The sequence below is a fragment of the Streptomyces griseofuscus genome (assembly GCF_014673495.1).
GTDB lineage: Bacteria > Actinomycetota > Actinomycetes > Streptomycetales > Streptomycetaceae > Streptomyces > Streptomyces murinus.
The window spans coordinates 5,933,617-5,949,883 of record NZ_CP051006.1; the positions used below are offsets into that span (position 1 = coordinate 5,933,617).

Sequence of the window (16,267 nt, forward strand, 5' to 3'; positions counted from 1 at the left end):
GGCAAAAGGGGAGCGGGCGCCAGGTGAACCGGGGGTTGCCTGCGTCCCCTTCCGGGGGGTCTGCGAGCCTCGTAGGGTTGCGCAGAGGTGACCCGGCGTGCACGACGCACGGCCGGGACGAAAAACGGGGCGGGAGGCCGACGCGGCGTGGCGAACGTGGAACACGGTGGGGGACCGGGGGAGGGCTTCGGGACGCCGGACGCCGAAGGACGGCTGCGCGCGGCGCGGCTCGCGCTGTGGGCGGTGGCCGCGATCCTCGCGGTCCGCCAGCTGACCGCCGTCCTCACCACCCCGAGCGGCAAACGCCTGACCGATCTGGAGACCTGGGTCGGCCCGAACGGCGTGCTGCACGTCAAGGGCTCCCTGTACGACTCCACGCAGTTCACCGGCACCCCCTTCGCCGGGCTCGTGCTCAAGCCGCTCACCCGGGCCGCGGAGGCCGCCCTCGGCTGGAGCTGGACCTTCGCCACCCTGCTGCTGGTGGTCGCGCTCGGCATGATCGCCGCCCGCGCGCTGCCCCAGCCGGTGAGCCGGCGCACCTCCCTGCTGGCCGCGCCGGTCGCCATCAGCCTGCTGATGCTCTCGCTGCCGGTGCGCAACGCGCTCTGGCTCGGGCAGACCAGCATCATCCCGGTACTGCTGGTCCTGCTCGGCTGCTTCACCGTCCGCGGGGAACGGGCCAGTGGGCTGTGCCTGGGCCTGGCCGCGGCGCTCCAGCCCACCGTGCTCCTGTTCGTACCGCTGCTGTGGTTCACCGGCCGCCGCCGGGCCGCCCTCAGCGGTGCCGGCACCTTCGCCGCGCTGACCGCGCTCGCCTGGGCCGCGCTGCCGCACGACTCGGTCACCTACTGGCTCCAGCACACGGCAGGAGTCGGCCTCGGCGGCAAGGCCGACGCCCTCGGCAACCAGTCCCTGCACGGCGCCCTGCTCCGCCTCGGCCTCACCGGGCCGCTGGAGATCACGCTGTTCCTGCTGCTCGGCGCGGCCGTCTCCGTCCTCGCCCTGCGCCGCGCGGTCCGCTACGCGCGGGACGGGCAGCTGCTGCTCGCCGTGGCGATCACCGGCTGCGCCGCGGTCGCCGTCTCGCCCACCACCTGGCAGCACCAGCTGCTGTGGCTGCTGCTCGCGGTGGTCGGCCGGGTCGGCCGCCGGGCCTCGGACCGCAGCGTGTGGCCGGTCGCGGTGGTGCTGGTGATGACCCTGCCGGCGAAGATGATGCTGCCGAACACCCCCGCGCTGTACGCCCTGCGCGACGACCTGGTGCTGGTCGCGGCGCTGGCCGCCGCCGTCGCCGTACCGTTCCTGTCCCGCAGCTCGCCGTACTACCAGGAGCCCGTACCCACCGAGTACGCCCCCGCGGTCCCCGCCCGCTTCCGGGGCATCCCGCTGCTGCCCTTCCTGCGCCGGGTCCTCACCCGCCCGAACCTTCTGCTCGAGCTGCTGCTGATCCGGGTCGTGTACGCCGCGTACGCGCGGGTCCGGCTGGCCGCGGGCGCGAGCGGGGACGACCAGGGGCGGGCGAGGGCGGAACACCACGGGCGGATGGTGTTCGACACCGAGCGGTTCCTGCACATAGACATCGAGCACTGGCTCAACCACACGGTGGCGGGGATCGGCTGGCTGCGGGACTTCTTCGACTTCTACTACGAGTCCTTCCACTTCGTGCTGCCGCTCACGGTCCTCGCGGTCCTGTACTGGCGCCGCCCGGTCGACTATCGCTGGGCCCGCACCTCCCTCGGCTTCGCCACCTTCCTCGCCCTGATCGGCTTCTGGCTCTTCCCGCTGGCCCCGCCGCGGCTGATGCCGGGCCTCGGCTTCATCGACACCGTGCACGGCGCGCAGGACCTCGCCCACCCGGACTACGGCGCGATGACGGCCCTCACCAACCAGTACGCGGCGATGCCGTCCCTGCACTTCGGCTGGTCCCTGTGGTGCGGTGTCGTGATCGTGGTCCTCGCCCCCAAGTGGTGGATGAAGGCCCTCGGTCTGCTGCACCCCCTGTGCACCATCACCGCCATCCTCGCCACCGCCAATCACTGGGTCCTCGACGCGGTCGGCGGCGCCGTGGTGGTCACCGCGGGCTTCGCCCTGTCGTACGTCGTCCAGGGGCCGCGCACGGCCCGGGCCCCGGCGCTCGACGCGGCGGGGCTGATGGAACCGGTGCCGGTGAAGTAGGGCGACGGGGGCGGCCGGGGCCGCCGGGACGCGCCCGGCGGTCCGCTACAGGCGCTGGATGATCGTGCCGGTCGCCAGGCCGCCCCCCGCGCACATCGTGATCAGCGCGAACTCCTTGTCGGTGCGCTCCAGTTCATGCAGTGCCGTGGTGATCAGACGGGCGCCCGTCGAGCCGACCGGGTGGCCGAGCGCGATCGCGCCGCCGTTGACATTGACCTTCGCGAGGTCCTGTTCGAAGACCTGCGCCCAGCTCAGCACCACCGACGCGAACGCCTCGTTGATCTCCACCAGGTCGATGTCCTTCAGTGACATCCCCGCCTTGCCCAGCACCGCCCGGGTCGCGTCGATCGGCCCGTCGAGATGGAAGTGCGGGTCGGCGCCCACCAGCGCCTGCGCGACGATCCGCGCCCGGGGCTTCAGCTTCAGCGCGCGGGCCATCCGCTTGGACGCCCACATGATCGCGGCCGAACCGTCCGAGATCTGCGAGGAGTTGCCCGCCGTGTGCACCGCGGTCGGCATCACCGGCTTGAGCCGGGCCAGCGCCTCCAGGGAGGTGTCCCGCAGCCCCTCGTCCCTGTCGACCAGGCGCCACATGCCCTGCCCCGCGTACTGCTCCTCCTCCGTGGTGGGCACCTGCACCGCGAACGTCTCCCGCTTGAAGCGCTCCTCCGCCCAGGCGAGCGCCGCCCGCTCCTGGGACAGCAGTCCGAACGCGTCCACGTCCGCGCGCGTCAGCCCCCGATGACGCGCGATCCGCTCGGCCGCCTCGAACTGGTTGGGCAGATCGACGTTCCACTCGTCGGGGAAGGGCTTGCCCGGCCCGTGCTTGGAGCCGGAGCCCAGCGGCACCCGGGACATCGCCTCCACACCGCAGCTGATGCCGACGTCGATGACGCCCGCCGCGACCATGTTGGCCACCATGTGCGACGCCTGCTGCGAGGACCCGCACTGGCAGTCCACGGTCGTCGCGGCGGTCTCGTACGGCAGCCCCACGGTCAGCCAGGCGGTGCGCGCGGGGTTCATGGACTGCTCGCCGGCATGGGTCACCGTGCCGCCGACGATCTGCTCGACCGCGTCGGCGGGAATGCCGGTACGGCCGAGGAGCTCACGGTAGGTCTCGCCCAGCAGATAGGCGGGGTGCAGGTTGGCGAGCGCGCCGCCGCGCTTGCCGATCGGGGTTCGGACGGCTTCGACGATCACGGGTTCCGCGGCCATGCGTGCGGGTCCTCTCCGAGGGGGGCGCTCCTCCAGAACTAGAACGCGTACTAGTTCTGTGGTGCAGTCTGGGGACGTGTCGTACGTCACCGCAAGGGGCGTGCAGTCGCCGAAGTCGTGATCTGCACGAATTCCGCACGGATTGGCCGGACCTCGCCCCTTGCCACTTCTGGAACCCGTTATTACGTTCGGGGACATCAGCTGATGGTTCGTCAGATATCTCTTCGGATGTCTCGTCAGATCCCCGCGGAATGGATGGCTGGAGCCGCCGATGCACTGCCCCGCGCTGCCCGACGGGTTCGACTTCACCGACCCCGACCTGCTGCACCACCGTGTGCCCCTGCCGGAGTTCGCCGAGCTGCGCCGCGCCGAGCCGGTCCGCTGGATACCGCAACCGCACGGCATCGCCGGATTCGCCGACACCGGCTACTGGGCCGTGACCCGGCACGCGGACGTCAGGCACGTCTCCACCCACCCGGAGCTGTTCTCCTCCTTCCTCAACACCGCCGTCATCCGCTTCAACGAGCACATCTCACGCGACGCCATCGATGTGCAGCGGCTGATCCTGCTCAACATGGATCCCCCGGAACATACGCGGGTACGGCAGATCGTGCAGCGCGGCTTCACGCCACGCTCGATCCGCGCCCTTCAGGACCGGCTGCGCGCCCGCGCCGAGGCGATCGTCGGCGCGGCCCGCACCCGCACGGAGCCCTTCGACTTCGTCACCGAGGTCGCCTGCGAACTGCCGCTCCAGGCCATCGCCGAGCTGATCGGGGTGCCCCAGGAGGACCGGACGAAGATCTTCGACTGGTCGAACAAGATGATCGCCTACGACGACCCCGAGTACGCCATCACCGAGGAGATCGGCGCCCGGTCCGCGGCCGAGATCATCTCCTACGCGATGAACATGGCCGCAGAACGCAAGCGCTGCCCGGCCCGGGACATCGTCACCACGCTGGTCGCGGCGGAGGACGAGGGCAACCTGAGCTCCGACGAGTTCGGCTTCTTCGTGCTGATGCTCGCGGTCGCCGGCAACGAGACGACGCGCAACGCCATCACCCACGGCATGCACGCCTTCCTCACCCACCCCGAGCAGTGGGACCTCTTCCGGCGGGAGCGCCCGGCGACCACGGCCGAGGAGATCGTGCGCTGGGCGACCCCGGTCAACTCCTTCCAGCGCACGGCCACCCAGGACACCGAACTCGGCGGGGCGCTCATCAGGAAGGGTGACCGGGTGGGCCTCTTCTACGCCTCCGCCAACCACGACCCGGCCGTCTTCACCGACCCCGAGTCCTTCGACATCACCCGCGACCCCAACCCCCACCTCGGCTTCGGCGGCGGCGGACCCCACTACTGCCTGGGCAAGTCCCTCGCCGTCCTGGAGATCGACCTCATCTTCCACGCCATCGCCGACGCGATGCCGGGCCTCAGGCTGGTCGACGCCCCGCGCCGGCTGCGCTCGGCCTGGATCAACGGCATCAAGCAGCTTCAGGTGACCACCGGCTGACGGACGTCACTCGCTGCCTTCGGCGGTCGTCACTCCTTACCGGAGGCGGACACCGCGAGCACCGCCGAGGCGAGGGCCGCGATCAGCAGCGGGATGCCCAGGCCGTGGTGCAGCACCAGCCAGGCGCCGAGGAAGGCGCCGCCGAGCATGGCGACCACCGAGGCGGTACGGCGCGGGGAACGGTGCCCCGTGCCGTTGCCGAGGCGGGAATCGGCGGCCAGCCCGGTCAGAGTCATCGTCAGCACCGTGGTCGTCAGATCGGGGACCCCGAGCTTGCGGACCGTCGCATTGCGCACGCCCATCGCGAAGGCGGTGAGGGCGATGAGGGCGTAGACCGTGCCGGTGCGGTCCGGCCAGCCGAAGGCGGCCGCCGCCGACAGCCCCACCAGGACCGCCTCGGCCGCCAGTGTCAGCCGTGCCCAGCGGCGCCGGGACCCGCCCCCGAACCGGGTCGCCACCCGGCCGCCCGCCACCGCGCCGAGCAGGAAGCAGCACAGCGAGGTCGCGGTGCGCGGCACCGAGAAACCGGGCGCCCCGGCCGCCGCGAAGCCCAGCACCACCACATTGCCGGTCATGTTCGCCGTGAAGACCCGGCCAAGGCCCAGATAGCTGACGGCGTCGATCAGGCCGCTCACCACGGTCAGCGTGATCAGTACGAGCACCAGCCGCAGCCCGCGCGCCTCCGGATCCGGCGCGGGGTCCGCCCCGGATCCGGAGACGGGCGGCGTGGTCGGGGGTGTCGGTGGTGTCGTCACGGTTCCTCCGGTGCGCCGGGCGGACGGGGGCGGGGACCACTTCACCACGCGCCGCCCGGCAATGCCCGGACATGCGGAAAGCACCCTCGCCGAGCGGGGCGAGGGTGCTTTGCGAGGTTCCGGCTACCGGGGGTCGGCTCAGTACCAGTGGTTGGTCTGCCAGAAGGCCCAGGCCTTGGCGGGGCTGCCGTAGCGGGAGTTCATGTAGTCCAGGCCCCACTTGATCTGGGTGGCCGGGTTGGTCTTCCAGTCGGCGCCCGCGGACGCCATCTTCGAACCCGGCAGCGCCTGGACCAGGCCGTAGGCGCCGGAGGAGGCGTTGGTGGCGCTCGGGTTCCAGCCGCTCTCGCGCTGGACGATCTGGCTGAACGCGTTGAACTGCGCGGCGTCCGGGATCATCTTGTGCGCGATCGCCTGGGCCGAGGAGGCCGAGGCCGGGGCGGCGGCCTGGGCGGGGGCGGCGGACAGCGCCATACCGGCGGTGGCGGCGGCCACGGCGGCGACGGTGAGGGCCTTCTTCGGGGAAGCGATGCGGCGGATGACGGACACGGAGCACCTCTTGCGTCGGGGACGGGGGATCACCGGCCCGAACCCCTGGGGGCTCGTGCTGCCTGGCGACGCGACCAGATAAGCAGCCCGGAAATCCGTCCGCAATCACCCCTTTTACTAGTTGTGGCCGGATGGGGCGGGATTGCGCGTTCTGTGGCGCAGCTCTCAAACCGCAGGTCGGCAGGGGTGCGCGACGGAACATATCGGACATGACCCTCTACGACCCCGCCTCGTAGGTGAGCTGCGTCATGTGGGGTGCTTCACCGCCCCGCTCACCGCGTGGGTACGGCCCCTCACGCCCCGGGGCCGTCGAAGGTGACCGGCGTCTCGAACGCGGCCCGCCGGGTGGCCCGGCGCAGCGCGCGCAGCACCGCGGGGCCGAGCGCGCAGGTCAGCACCACCGTGCACAGGGCCCGGCCCAGGTCCCAGCCGAGGGAGGTGGCCAGGCAGTAGGCGACGAAGCGGGCCAGATTGGCGGCGACCGAGGCACCCGGGTGGAAGGAGATGCCCGAGGCGCCGGCGCCCATGAAGGGCCAGCCGGCCAGGTTCATGACCGTGCCGTAGGCGAGGGAGGCGAGGAAGCCGTACCCGGCCAGAAGCAGCAGCTCGGCCCGGCCGCGCAGCCGCACCGGGCCCGGCAGCAGTCCCGCGCCCATCGCGAACCAGCCCATCGACAGCATCTGGAACGGCAGCCAGGGGCCGACGCCGCCGGTCAGCAGCGCGGACGCGAACATCGTGACCGAGCCCAGCGCGAAGCCGAAGCCGGGGCCCAGGACGCGGCCGCTGAGCACCAGCAGGAAGAACATCGGCTCGATCCCGGCGGTGCCCGCGCCGATCGGGCGCAGCGCGGCACCGGTGGCGGCGAGCACGCCCAGCATCGCGACCGCCTTCGGGCCGAGGTCCGACTCCGAGATCGTCGCCGCGACCACCGCCACGAGCAGGATCAGCAGACCGGCGAACAGCCAGGGGGCGTCCTGGGCGTGCGCGCTGAGCTGGGAGGCGGGCGGCGCGAGGAAGGGCCAGCCGAAGGCGATCACACCGACGGCGGTGGCGAGGACGAGGGCGGCGACGGAGCGGGGGCCGAGCCGGACGGCGTGGACGCGTGGGGGCACGGCGGTGGGTGCGGGCGGGGTCGTCATCCCAGAGCCTCCTGGACCTGGGACACGGTCAGCCACCGCTGGGGGGCGAGGATCTTGGTCACCTGCGGGGCGAAGGAGGGGGAGGACACCACGATCTCCGCCGTCGGACCGTCCGCGATCATCTCGCCCTCGGCCAGCAGCACCACCCGGTGGGCGATCTCCGCCGCCAGCTCCACATCGTGCGTGGCCAGGACGATCGCATGCCCCTCGGCGGCGAGTTCGCGCAGCGCGGTGACCAGGCGGGCCTTCGCGGCGTAGTCCAGGCCGCGGGTCGGCTCGTCCAGGAGCAGCAGGGGCGGGCGGGCGGTCAGTACGACGGCCAGCGCGAGGGCGAGGCACTGGCCCTCGGAGAGGTCGCGGGGATGGGTGTCGTCGGCGATCCCTGGGAGGAGCCGGTCCAGGAGGGCGCGGCAGGTGCCGGGGTCCGCGTCGGCGTCCTGGTCGGCGGCGGCGCACTCCGTGGCCACGGTGTCGGCGTAGAGGAGGTCCCTCGGTTCCTGGGGGACCAGGCCGACGTGGCGGATCAGATCGCGGGGCGGGGTGCGGTGGGGGGTCCGGCCGCCGACGGTCACCGTGCCGGTGGTGGGTTCGAGGAGGCCGACGAAGGTATTGAGGAGGGTGGATTTGCCGGCGCCGTTGCGGCCCATGAGGGCGATGGTCTCGCCGGGGGTGACGGTGAGGTCGATGTGGTGGAGGGCGGTGAGGTGGTCGCGGCGGACGGTGAGGCGGTGGGCGTCGGCGGGGTGGGGGGGGCGGGTTTCGGTGTTCTTGGTACGGCGTCCGAACAGGCGCCCGGGGTTGCCGCGGGCCGGGGGTGGGGACGCTTGCCCGCCCCGGTGGGGTCCGGCGGGGGCGGCCGGGGCCGCGTCGGCGAGGCGGTCGCGCAGGTCACCGGCCTTGCGACGGGCGTCGCGCACGGTCAACGGCAGGGGGGACCAGTTGGCCAGGCGGCCCAGGGCCACCACCGGCGGGTGGACCGGGGAGACGGACATGATCTCCGAGGGGGTGCCGGTGACGGGGGGTGCGCCGGGGGTGGGGAGGAGGATGACGCGGTCGGCGTAGTGGATGACGCGTTCCAGGCGGTGCTCGGCCATGAGGACGGTCGTACCGAGGTCGTGCACCAGGCGCTGGAGCACCGCGAGGACCTCTTCCGCGGCGGCGGGGTCCAGCGCGGAGGTCGGTTCGTCGAGGACGAGGACCTGGGGGTGCGGGGTGAGCACCGAGCCGATGGCGACGCGCTGGCGCTGGCCGCCGGAGAGGGTGGCGATGGGGCGGTCCCGCAGCCCCGCGAGGCCCAGCAGATCGAGGGTCTCCTCGACCCGGCGGCGCATCACCTCGGGCGCGAGGCCCAACGACTCCATGCCGTAGGCGAGTTCGTCCTCGACGGTGTCCGTGACGAAATGCGCGAGCGGATCCTGGCCCACCGTGCCGACGACATCGGCGAGTTCACGGGGCTTGTGGGTACGGGTGTCACGCCCGGCCACGGTCACCCGGCCGCCCAGGGTGCCGCCGGTGAAGTGCGGGACGAGCCCGCTGACCGCGCCGAGCACGGTGGACTTGCCGACCCCGGACGGGCCGACGAGCAGCGCCAGTTCGCCCTCCGGCACCTCGAAGTCGACGTCGCGGACGGTGGGTTCGGGGGCACCGTCGTACGTGACGCTGACCTTCTCGAAGCGGATCACGAGTGCTCCCTCGGAACGACGAAGGCGGGCAGCAGGGCGAGCAGGATCGACGCGGCCGGCCACAGCGGCAGGGTGGGCGCGGTCAGCGGGACCACACCCGGGTGCAGGGCCTCGGGGGCGCGGGACGAGGCGAGCGTCAGCAGCGCGGCCACGGCGACACCGGAACCGGTCACCAGCCAGGCGCGGGGGCCCCAGGGGTCGGGCCGGTACCGGGTGCGCAGCGAACGGCGGCCGCCGAGGCGCAGTCCGGCGAGGGCGGCGACGATCCCGGCGAGCAGCAGCGGGGCGCCGTAGCTGCCGCCCTCGGCGGTGAGCAGCCCGTAGGTGCCCGCGCAGACGCCGAGCAGACCACCGAGGGTGAGGGCGGCGGTCGTACGGCGGACCCGGGCGGGGACGTCCGCGCTGCGGCCGTAGCCGCGGGCCTCCATGGCGGCGGCGAGTGCGACGGAGCGCTCCAACGCGCCCTCCAGGACCGGGAGTCCGACCTGGAGCAGCCCCCGGACGCCCCGGTCCGGGCGGCCGCGCAGCCGGCGGGCGGCACGCAGCCGCTGGACGTCGGCGATGAGGTGCGGCGCGAAGGTGAGGGCGACGACGACGGCGACGCCGGTCTCGTACAGGGCGCCGGGCAGGGACTTCAGCAGGCGGGAGGGGCTGGCGAGGGCGTTCGCGGCGCCGACGCAGATCAGCAGGGTGGCCAGCTTCAGCCCGTCGTACGCCGCGAAGACGAGCGCCTCCGCGGTGACCTCGCCACCGAGCCGGATGCCCTGGGCCCAGTGCGGCAGCGGGATCTCCGGGAGGGTGAGGAGGACATGGGTACCGGGGATCGGGGAGCCGAGGGCCACCGCGAAGACCAGGCGGATGAGCAGCACGGCGAACGCCAGCTTGGCGAACGCGGAGTAGGAACGGGCCCAGGGGGCGGGGGAGCGGTGCGTCGCCACGACGTACGCCGACACGACGATGAGCAGGCCGAGCAGCAGCGGATTGGTGGTGCGGGTCGCCGCAGTGCCCAGCGATATCGCCCAGACCCACCAGGCCCCGGGGTGCACGCCCGCACGGCCCCTTTCACGCCCCGGTGCGGCGGTGGGGTCAGGACGGTCGCCGTCCCGGCCGGATCCGTGCCCCGAAGGGGCGCGGGGAACTGCGCGACCAGCCACGGACGACCCGCACCCGGACACGGCCGTCGGGTCAGGACGATCGCCGCCCCCGACACCCTCCCGCCCGCGAGGAACCGCACGCCCCACCGGCCGATCCGACGGAGTCACCGGCGGCGACGCCACTGCCACACCGCCGCGCCCGCCAGCACGACGACGACACCGGCACCGATCGGCAGCCCCAACGAGGGGCCACCGGAGGAGGACGTCCGGTTCTCCGTGCGGCCCGGAGTCGTCAACGCCCCGCTCCCCGACGACACCTGCTCCCCGCACCCCTTGCGCGGATACCCGGAGATCGCGCACAGCAGCGCGTTCGTGTCGTACCGCAGCGGCTTGGCCACCGCGGCCAGCGCCTCCGCGGTGGAGGCCGACGGCGCGACCCGGGCGCACGCCGTGCGGCGGGCCGGCGGGGTCTCGCCGGAGGGCGCGTCCGCCGGGACGCCGAAGTCGATGACCAGCGCCACCCGCTTCGTGCCCGCCTCGGCGGCCGTACCCGAACAGATCGTGGCGAAGTCCGCCGTACCGCGCGGCTTGCTCGCGTCGCCGGAGTCCGCGCTCACGGAGAAGCGGAAGCCCTCCACGGCGCCGTCGTCGGGGCGGGCGAGCGAGGGGCCCTGGGTGGCGTACGTCCAGTGGTCGCCGGAGCGTTCCCAGAACGACCAGTAGCGGTACCCCGTGGCCGCCGCCTGCCCGGCACCCGTGCCGAGCAGCAGGGCGAGCGCGGCCAGCAGTACCGGCACGGCACGGCGGACGGCGGTCACGACTGCTGCTTCTTGCGGGTGCTGAGCAGGAAGCCGATGCCGATGCCCGCGACGAGGCAGATGCCGACGCTCCACCAGACCCCGGCGTGCGAGCTGCCGTCGGACGCCTTGGCGTGCTTGTCGGCGGCGGCCTGCATCCGCGGCTCGGGGCCGAGGGCGTTGAGGGAGGTGACGAGGCTGGTGCCGCCGAAGTCGCCGGGCTGGGCGCCGACGGCGTGCGCGGCGAGGATCAGCTGGGCGTACGCCGCGGGGCCGGTCTGGGCGGCCCAGGGGCCCGCGCTCTTCTCCAGGAAGGCGTACGCCTTCTTCGCCGCCGCGGTGCGTCCGTCCGCGGCGAGGGCGACGACGGTGTCGGCGGTGTTGCCGTAGTCGGGCTGGTCCGTGGCGCCGGGCATCACGGACATCAGATGGCCGCTCTTGGCGACCGCGGCCGCCAGATACGCGCCGCCGTTGTCGGCGATCTGCGCCGGGGTGGGGTGGCCGGCCTTGGCGCAGGCGTCCGCGGCGGGGGCCTTGCCGGTCCGCGCGACGAAGCCCGTGCCGAGCGCGGCGGTCACCCCGGCGGCGGTGGCGTCGGCGTTGGCGGCCAGCTTGCCCTTCTTGTCCGGCTGGTAGGCCAGCGCGCCGCCGCCGTCCTGGTCGCAGGGGATGGACCAGGTGGCCAGCGCGTCGTACGGGGACTTGCCGTCCTTGCGGACGCCCGCCGGGTCGGCGCCGGTCGCGGCGAGCGCGCCGACGACGACGGAGGTGGAGTTGGTGTCGCTGGGGCTGCCGGGGTTGTAGCCCCAGCCGCCGTCCTTGTTCTGCACGGACTTCAGCCAGTCAACGGCCTTGGTGACGGCGGCGTCATGGCCGCCGGTCGCGTGCAGGGCCTGGACCGCGGCGGCCGTGCTGTTGGTGTCCACCATGGTCTTGGCGTCGCAGGACGCGGCGGGGGTGGCGCGGAAGGCGGCGAAGGAGCCGTTCGCGCACTGCTGGCCGGTGAGCCAGTCGACGGCGGCGGTGGCCGGGCGGTAGCCGAGGGTGCGCTGGGCGACGAGGGTGAGCGACTGGCGCCACACACCGTCGTAGGTGGGGTCCGACGTGCCGTAGAGACCGGCCGGGACCGATGCCTTGGGGGAAGGGGACGGGCCGGCGGCCACGGCGGGTGCGGCGGCTGCCAGCACGCCTATGGCGGCGAGAGCCGCGGCATTGCGGCGGACGTTCATGGTCGGCGACTGCCTCTCCCTGCGGGGAGCCGGGCAGCGCACGGGAGGGGACCCGGGCGGCTCGACTCCGTATACCTCGACGGTGCCGTGCGCGGCGAAGGGGCCGACGCACGCGAGCCGGTCACGTCCGCCCCGGGGCGTTCCGGCTCACCGGACCTTGCGGAACGGCTCACGGATTGGGGTCTCCCCGATCCGAGCGAAGCCGAGGATTGGGGAAGGGTCAGCGCCGGAATTGCACCGGCTTCCCCCCGTACGGGTGTGATGACGACCCCGCCACTTTACCGGCAGCCCCACGGGACCCGGCGAGTGCCCGTGAGCACACCGTGACGGTGATTAGGGTCACGGCCATGACAACACCGGGAAAGCTCCTCGGCTCGGGTCGTACGGCCGACGTCTACGAGATCGACACCGCGTGGGTGCTGCGCCGCGACCGCCAGGGCTGGGGGGACGCGGCGGCCGAGGCGACCGTGATGACGTACGTACGACGACACGGCTACCCGGCGCCCCGGGTCCGCCCCACCGGCTCGCGCACCGAGCTGGTCCTGGAGCGGCTGTCCGGCCCGACCCTGCTCACCGCCCTCGTCGAGGGCCGGGTGGGTCCGGCGGAGGCGGGAGCGCTGCTCGCCGGGCTGCTGCGCCGGCTGCACGCCCTGCCCGGGCGGGACCCGGCCGATCCCGGGGCGCGGGTGCTGCACCTGGATCTGCACCCCGACAACGTGATGCTCACCCCGGACGGGCCCCGTGTCATCGACTGGTCCAACGCGCAGGACGGGAGCCCGGCCCTGGACTGGGGCATGTCCGCGGTGATCCTCGCCCAGGTCGCCGTGGGGTCCACCGATCTCGCTGCCCCGGCCCGTGCGCTGCTCGGAGCGCTGCTCGCCGACCCCTCCCGGCTCACCGAGGAGGGGGTCGGGGAGGCGCTGCGGCGCAGGGCGGGGAATCCGACGATGAGCGCGGGGGAGACGGAATCGCTGGGAGGGGCGGGGGAGTTGGTGCGGCGTATGGCGCAACTGGCCTGACGGCCCTTCCGGGTTGGCTGAAAGTAAGGGTTCCGCACCGGAGTGCGGAGTGGTTGTTTCGGCCAGCGGACGGGGTGGGCCCTGTCCCGTTGGTGTGGTACGTCGCGTTTGTGTCGGCCGGATGTCCCGGGTGAAGGTGGCTTGGGCGGCGCGGAGTTGGCATATTGCGGTCAGACGTGACCGCTCGCAGCCTCCGGGGGAATGGTGCGGACAACCAGGAAGATGCGCCGGTTCGCCAACGAGCTGATCGACCCCCTGCGCGTGTCGATCCCCGCCGACCCCGGCGATCTGCTGGCCGCCCTGGTCGAGTCCGCGATCCGCTGGCGCGGTCGCCCCATCGTCGTCCATCAGGCGAACTTTCCGCCGGGGACCTCCGCGACCGGACTGTGGATCGAGCGCGCCGGCCGCGACGACATCGTGATCGAGGCCGACGCCCCGCCCTGGATGAAGCTCGTGATCCTGGGTCACGAGCTGTGGCACATGGCCGACGACGACCCCGCGCACCGCGCCGCGCACACCGAGGCCGCCCCCGCGCCCGACGGCACCGTGGCGACCGCCGCCCGCACCCGTTTCCTGGAGGCCGCGGAGCAGCGCGCCGACCTCTTCGGCATGCTGATCGGCGACCGGCTGCGGCCCTGGCTGAAAGCCTCCCCCGACTCCGGGTACGCGGCGCACACCTCCGGCCACGACGACCTCGCCGGACGCATCGGCGCGGCCCTCAACTACCGCGGGGCCAGATGAGCGACCTGATCAACTACGCCAGCTGCGGGCTGCTCTGGCTCGGGCTGCTGACCAAGGCACCCGATCTGGCGCGCCGCTGGCGGGACCCCTTCCTGCTCACCCTCAGCGCCGTGCTGGCCCTGTCCTCGCTGTGCTTCCTGCTCGGCGCCCCCGGCACGGTCGGCTTCGTCAACGGCGCCAGCGGCGTGCCCAACCTCGCCGCCCCGCTGACGTACGGAACCGTCACCGCGTACGGCGCCGCCTCCCTCACGCTCGTCATGCGCTGGCGCGGCGGCCCCGGCACCGCACGCGCGATCCGCCGCTGGATCCTCGGCTACACCGCCGTACTCGCGGGCATCGCCGCCCTGTTCGTCCTCGGTGACGCGGCCGTGGAGCGCCGTACGGACTTCGACACGTACTACGCCACCACGCCGTACATCGCCGAGATGATCGTTCTCTACCTCGGCGCGCATCTGACCGCCGTCGTCGTCACCGCGTGCCGATCCCTTTCCTGGGCCCGGCAGTTGCGCGGCTCGCTGCGCGCGGGCCTGGTGATGATGGGCGCGGGGAACCTCGTCGGCTGCGGCTACAGCCTGGCCAAACTCCTTGCCGTGGGCGCCCGTTGGTGCGACCGGGACTGGTCCGTGCTCGCCACGACCTTCCCGGCGGCCTGCGCCGGAGGCGGGGCCGCGATCACCGTCATCGGCATCGTGATCCCGCTGTTCGCCCCCTTCCTGGCCGTCCGGGCGCGCTGCTGGCGGGCGTACACCCGGCTCGGCCCGCTGGAGCGGACACTGACCGGGCTGCTCACCCGCGAGAGCCTGCGCGCGCCGCGCCCGCTGTGGCCCTCCGCCACCCGCTGGCTGACCTGGCGGCAGAGCTCCATCTACAACGGACTGCACTATCTGGGGCGCCACTTGGACGAGAGCCTGTTCCGGCAGACGTACGCAGAGCGCGCCCGGGCCGGCGCCGACCCGCAGCAGGCGGAGGCCGCCGCGTGGGCCGCCGTCATCGCCGCCGCCGTCCGGGCGCCGTACGAGGAGCGGGCGGATGCGGTCGTACCGCTCGCCGACCACCCCGACCTGCCGGTGCTGCTGCGCGTCTCCGACGCCCTCGCCGAGGGCAGCGGCGATCGCGCCCTGGCCGTGTGCTGAGGGGGCCGGCCGCACCATGAGCCTGATCGTGTACACGGTGGCGAGCCTGTTCACCGTGACCGCCCTGCTGATCTTCCGCCGGCCGCGCCTCGCCCTGCGGGACCCGCTGACCGCCTCCACCTGTGTGTCCATCTTCCTCGGCGGGCTCTGCTTCTTCTGCTCGGCCCCCGTCACCCTGGGCGCGGTCAACGACCTCACCCGTGTCCCCAACTTCGGCGCCCCGATGACCTACAGCGTCATCTCCGCCTACAGCGCCTCCCTGCTGATCCTGCTGATCAACTGGCGCGGAGGACCGGCCGACCGGGTGCGGAGCCAGGTGGTGCGGGTCGCCACCGTGTACAGCCTGCTGATCATCGCCGTCATCACCCTGTTCGCGCTCGCCCACGCGCCCGTCGAACGGCTGCGGGACCTCGACACCTACTACGCGAACACGCCGTACATGCGCGAGATGATCGTGCTGTACCTGTTCGGGCACGGCGCCTGCGCGGTGATCACCATCTATGTGTGTCTGCGCTGGTCCCGGGAGGTGACCGGGATCCTGCGGACCGGGCTGCGGCTCATCATGGCCGGCCTGGCCGTGGATGTGCTCGGCTTCGAAGGCGCCAAGTCGACGGCGGTCGTGGCCCGTTGGGCGGGGTACGACCTGGACCGGCTGTCCACCGGGCTCGCCCCGCGCGCCGCCGCGCTGGGCGCCCTGCTGTGCGCGGCGGGCTTCGTGCTGCCCCGGCTGCTGCCCGCGACCCTCGCCCAGTGGCGCAGCATCTGGGACTACCGGGCGCTCGGCCCCCTGTGGGCGGAGCTGCGGCATGTGCCGACCGCGTCCAAACCCGCCCCGCCGCGCTGGCAGTTGCCGCGCGGCCGGCTGTACTACCGCGAGCTGCGCATCCTCGACGCGCTGCTCGCCCTCCAGTCCCGCTGCGACGGCCGGGTGCGCGAGACGGCGTACCGGCAGGCCCGCGGCCAGGGCAGCCCGCCGGGCGAGGCGCACTTCATCGCGGCCGCCGCGATGGTCGTGGACGCCGCCCACCAGGCGGGGCGGCCGCGGCCCCCGGAGAGCCCCGAGCCGGAGAGCGGCTCCCGGCTGCACACCGCTCTCTTCTCCGACACCGGTGAACTGGTGCGGCTGGCAAGGGCGTTGACCGGATCACCGGTCGTCCGCGCGGCCCGGGAGGACTCGGCACGGACCGCCCGCGGCTGAGCGGGCCCGGGCCGAGGCACCCGTCCGCCCGGCG

At 73.3% G+C, this 16,267-nt stretch carries 14 protein-coding genes; 6 read left to right on the top strand and 8 right to left on the bottom strand.

What is annotated here, in order from left to right; all coding sequences use genetic code 11:
* The first annotated feature begins 147 nt into the window (after nt 1-147).
* Entirely contained in the window at nt 148-2,175 is a 2,028-nt protein-coding gene (locus HEP81_RS26895) for a bifunctional glycosyltransferase 87/phosphatase PAP2 family protein (protein WP_037656207.1), read from the top strand.
* Nucleotides 2,176-2,220: 45 nt separating this feature from the next.
* Here HEP81_RS26895 and HEP81_RS26900 read toward each other — a convergent pair whose 3' ends face one another.
* Nucleotides 2,221-3,390, bottom strand: a complete 1,170-nt coding sequence (locus HEP81_RS26900; protein WP_037656209.1) for a steroid 3-ketoacyl-CoA thiolase — start codon at nt 3,388-3,390, stop codon at nt 2,221-2,223.
* Between the two features lie 271 nt (nt 3,391-3,661).
* Here HEP81_RS26900 and HEP81_RS26905 point away from each other — a divergent pair, with 271 nt between their 5' ends.
* Nucleotides 3,662-4,897, top strand: a complete 1,236-nt coding sequence (locus tag HEP81_RS26905) for a cytochrome P450 (RefSeq protein ID WP_037656211.1) — start codon at nt 3,662-3,664, stop codon at nt 4,895-4,897.
* Between the two features lie 29 nt (nt 4,898-4,926).
* Here HEP81_RS26905 and HEP81_RS26910 read toward each other — a convergent pair whose 3' ends face one another.
* The 7 genes from HEP81_RS26910 to HEP81_RS26940 all read right to left on the bottom strand — a co-directional run bounded on the left by HEP81_RS26910 (nt 4,927) and on the right by HEP81_RS26940 (nt 12,142).
* Nucleotides 4,927-5,652, bottom strand: coding sequence for a YoaK family protein (locus HEP81_RS26910; protein WP_078967388.1), 726 nt, complete (start codon nt 5,650-5,652; stop codon nt 4,927-4,929).
* Between the two features lie 138 nt (nt 5,653-5,790).
* Nucleotides 5,791-6,201: an aggregation-promoting factor C-terminal-like domain-containing protein gene (locus tag HEP81_RS26915; RefSeq protein WP_233534456.1), complete on the bottom strand. Its 411-nt coding sequence runs from the start codon at nt 6,199-6,201 to the stop codon at nt 5,791-5,793.
* Nucleotides 6,202-6,494: 293 nt separating this feature from the next.
* Nucleotides 6,495-7,340: an ECF transporter S component gene (locus tag HEP81_RS26920; RefSeq protein ID WP_051850179.1), complete on the bottom strand. Its 846-nt coding sequence runs from the start codon at nt 7,338-7,340 to the stop codon at nt 6,495-6,497.
* Nucleotides 7,337-9,022 carry an ABC transporter ATP-binding protein gene (locus HEP81_RS26925; protein WP_037656212.1) on the bottom strand — a complete coding sequence of 562 codons (1,686 nt, stop codon included), beginning with the start codon at nt 9,020-9,022 and terminating at the stop codon, nt 7,337-7,339. The genes HEP81_RS26920 and HEP81_RS26925 overlap by 4 nt, the downstream gene beginning before the upstream one ends.
* Complete coding sequence (locus tag HEP81_RS26930) at nt 9,019-10,068, bottom strand: energy-coupling factor transporter transmembrane component T (protein ID WP_243279598.1); 1,050 nt, start codon at nt 10,066-10,068, stop codon at nt 9,019-9,021. The genes HEP81_RS26925 and HEP81_RS26930 overlap by 4 nt, the downstream gene beginning before the upstream one ends.
* A gap of 212 nt (nt 10,069-10,280) precedes the next feature.
* The gene (locus HEP81_RS26935; protein WP_037656213.1) at nt 10,281-10,934 is read right to left on the bottom strand and encodes an SCO2322 family protein; all 654 of its coding nucleotides are present in this window, start codon (nt 10,932-10,934) and stop codon (nt 10,281-10,283) included.
* Complete coding sequence (locus HEP81_RS26940) at nt 10,931-12,142, bottom strand: prenyltransferase/squalene oxidase repeat-containing protein (protein WP_037656215.1); 1,212 nt, start codon at nt 12,140-12,142, stop codon at nt 10,931-10,933. The genes HEP81_RS26935 and HEP81_RS26940 overlap by 4 nt, the downstream gene beginning before the upstream one ends.
* Nucleotides 12,143-12,489: 347 nt before the next feature.
* Between HEP81_RS26940 and HEP81_RS26945 the strand changes: the two genes are divergently transcribed.
* The 4 genes from HEP81_RS26945 (at nt 12,490) to HEP81_RS26960 (ending at nt 16,233) form a co-directional block, all read left to right on the top strand.
* A complete protein-coding gene (locus tag HEP81_RS26945) occupies nt 12,490-13,161 on the top strand; it encodes a phosphotransferase (RefSeq protein ID WP_037656217.1) in 672 nt (223 codons plus the stop codon).
* A gap of 201 nt (nt 13,162-13,362) precedes the next feature.
* Nucleotides 13,363-13,902 carry a toxin gene (locus tag HEP81_RS26950; RefSeq protein ID WP_233359941.1) on the top strand — a complete coding sequence of 180 codons (540 nt, stop codon included), beginning with the start codon at nt 13,363-13,365 and terminating at the stop codon, nt 13,900-13,902.
* Nucleotides 13,899-15,035, top strand: coding sequence for a DUF6545 domain-containing protein (locus HEP81_RS26955; RefSeq protein WP_051850180.1), 1,137 nt, complete (start codon nt 13,899-13,901; stop codon nt 15,033-15,035). Before HEP81_RS26950 ends, HEP81_RS26955 begins: the two co-directional genes overlap by 4 nt.
* Before the next feature lie 16 nt (nt 15,036-15,051).
* A complete protein-coding gene (locus HEP81_RS26960; protein ID WP_037656219.1) occupies nt 15,052-16,233 on the top strand; it encodes an MAB_1171c family putative transporter in 1,182 nt (393 codons plus the stop codon).
* Nucleotides 16,234-16,267: the final 34 nt, after the last annotated feature.

Bases quoted from the DNA above. Each gene is read 5' to 3' on its own strand.
- HEP81_RS26950 (WP_233359941.1), top strand. From the start codon at position 13,363: ATGGTGCGGACAACCAGGAAGATGCGCCGGTTCGCCAACGAGCTGATC.
- HEP81_RS26955 (WP_051850180.1), top strand. From the start codon at position 13,899: ATGAGCGACCTGATCAACTACGCCAGCTGCGGGCTGCTCTGGCTCGGG.
- HEP81_RS26900 (WP_037656209.1), bottom strand. From the start codon at position 3,390: ATGGCCGCGGAACCCGTGATCGTCGAAGCCGTCCGAACCCCGATCGGC.
- HEP81_RS26905 (WP_037656211.1), top strand. From the start codon at position 3,662: ATGCACTGCCCCGCGCTGCCCGACGGGTTCGACTTCACCGACCCCGAC.
- HEP81_RS26940 (WP_037656215.1), bottom strand. From the start codon at position 12,142: ATGAACGTCCGCCGCAATGCCGCGGCTCTCGCCGCCATAGGCGTGCTG.
- HEP81_RS26960 (WP_037656219.1), top strand. From the start codon at position 15,052: ATGAGCCTGATCGTGTACACGGTGGCGAGCCTGTTCACCGTGACCGCC.
- HEP81_RS26945 (WP_037656217.1), top strand. From the start codon at position 12,490: ATGACAACACCGGGAAAGCTCCTCGGCTCGGGTCGTACGGCCGACGTC.
- HEP81_RS26920 (WP_051850179.1), bottom strand. From the start codon at position 7,340: ATGACGACCCCGCCCGCACCCACCGCCGTGCCCCCACGCGTCCACGCC.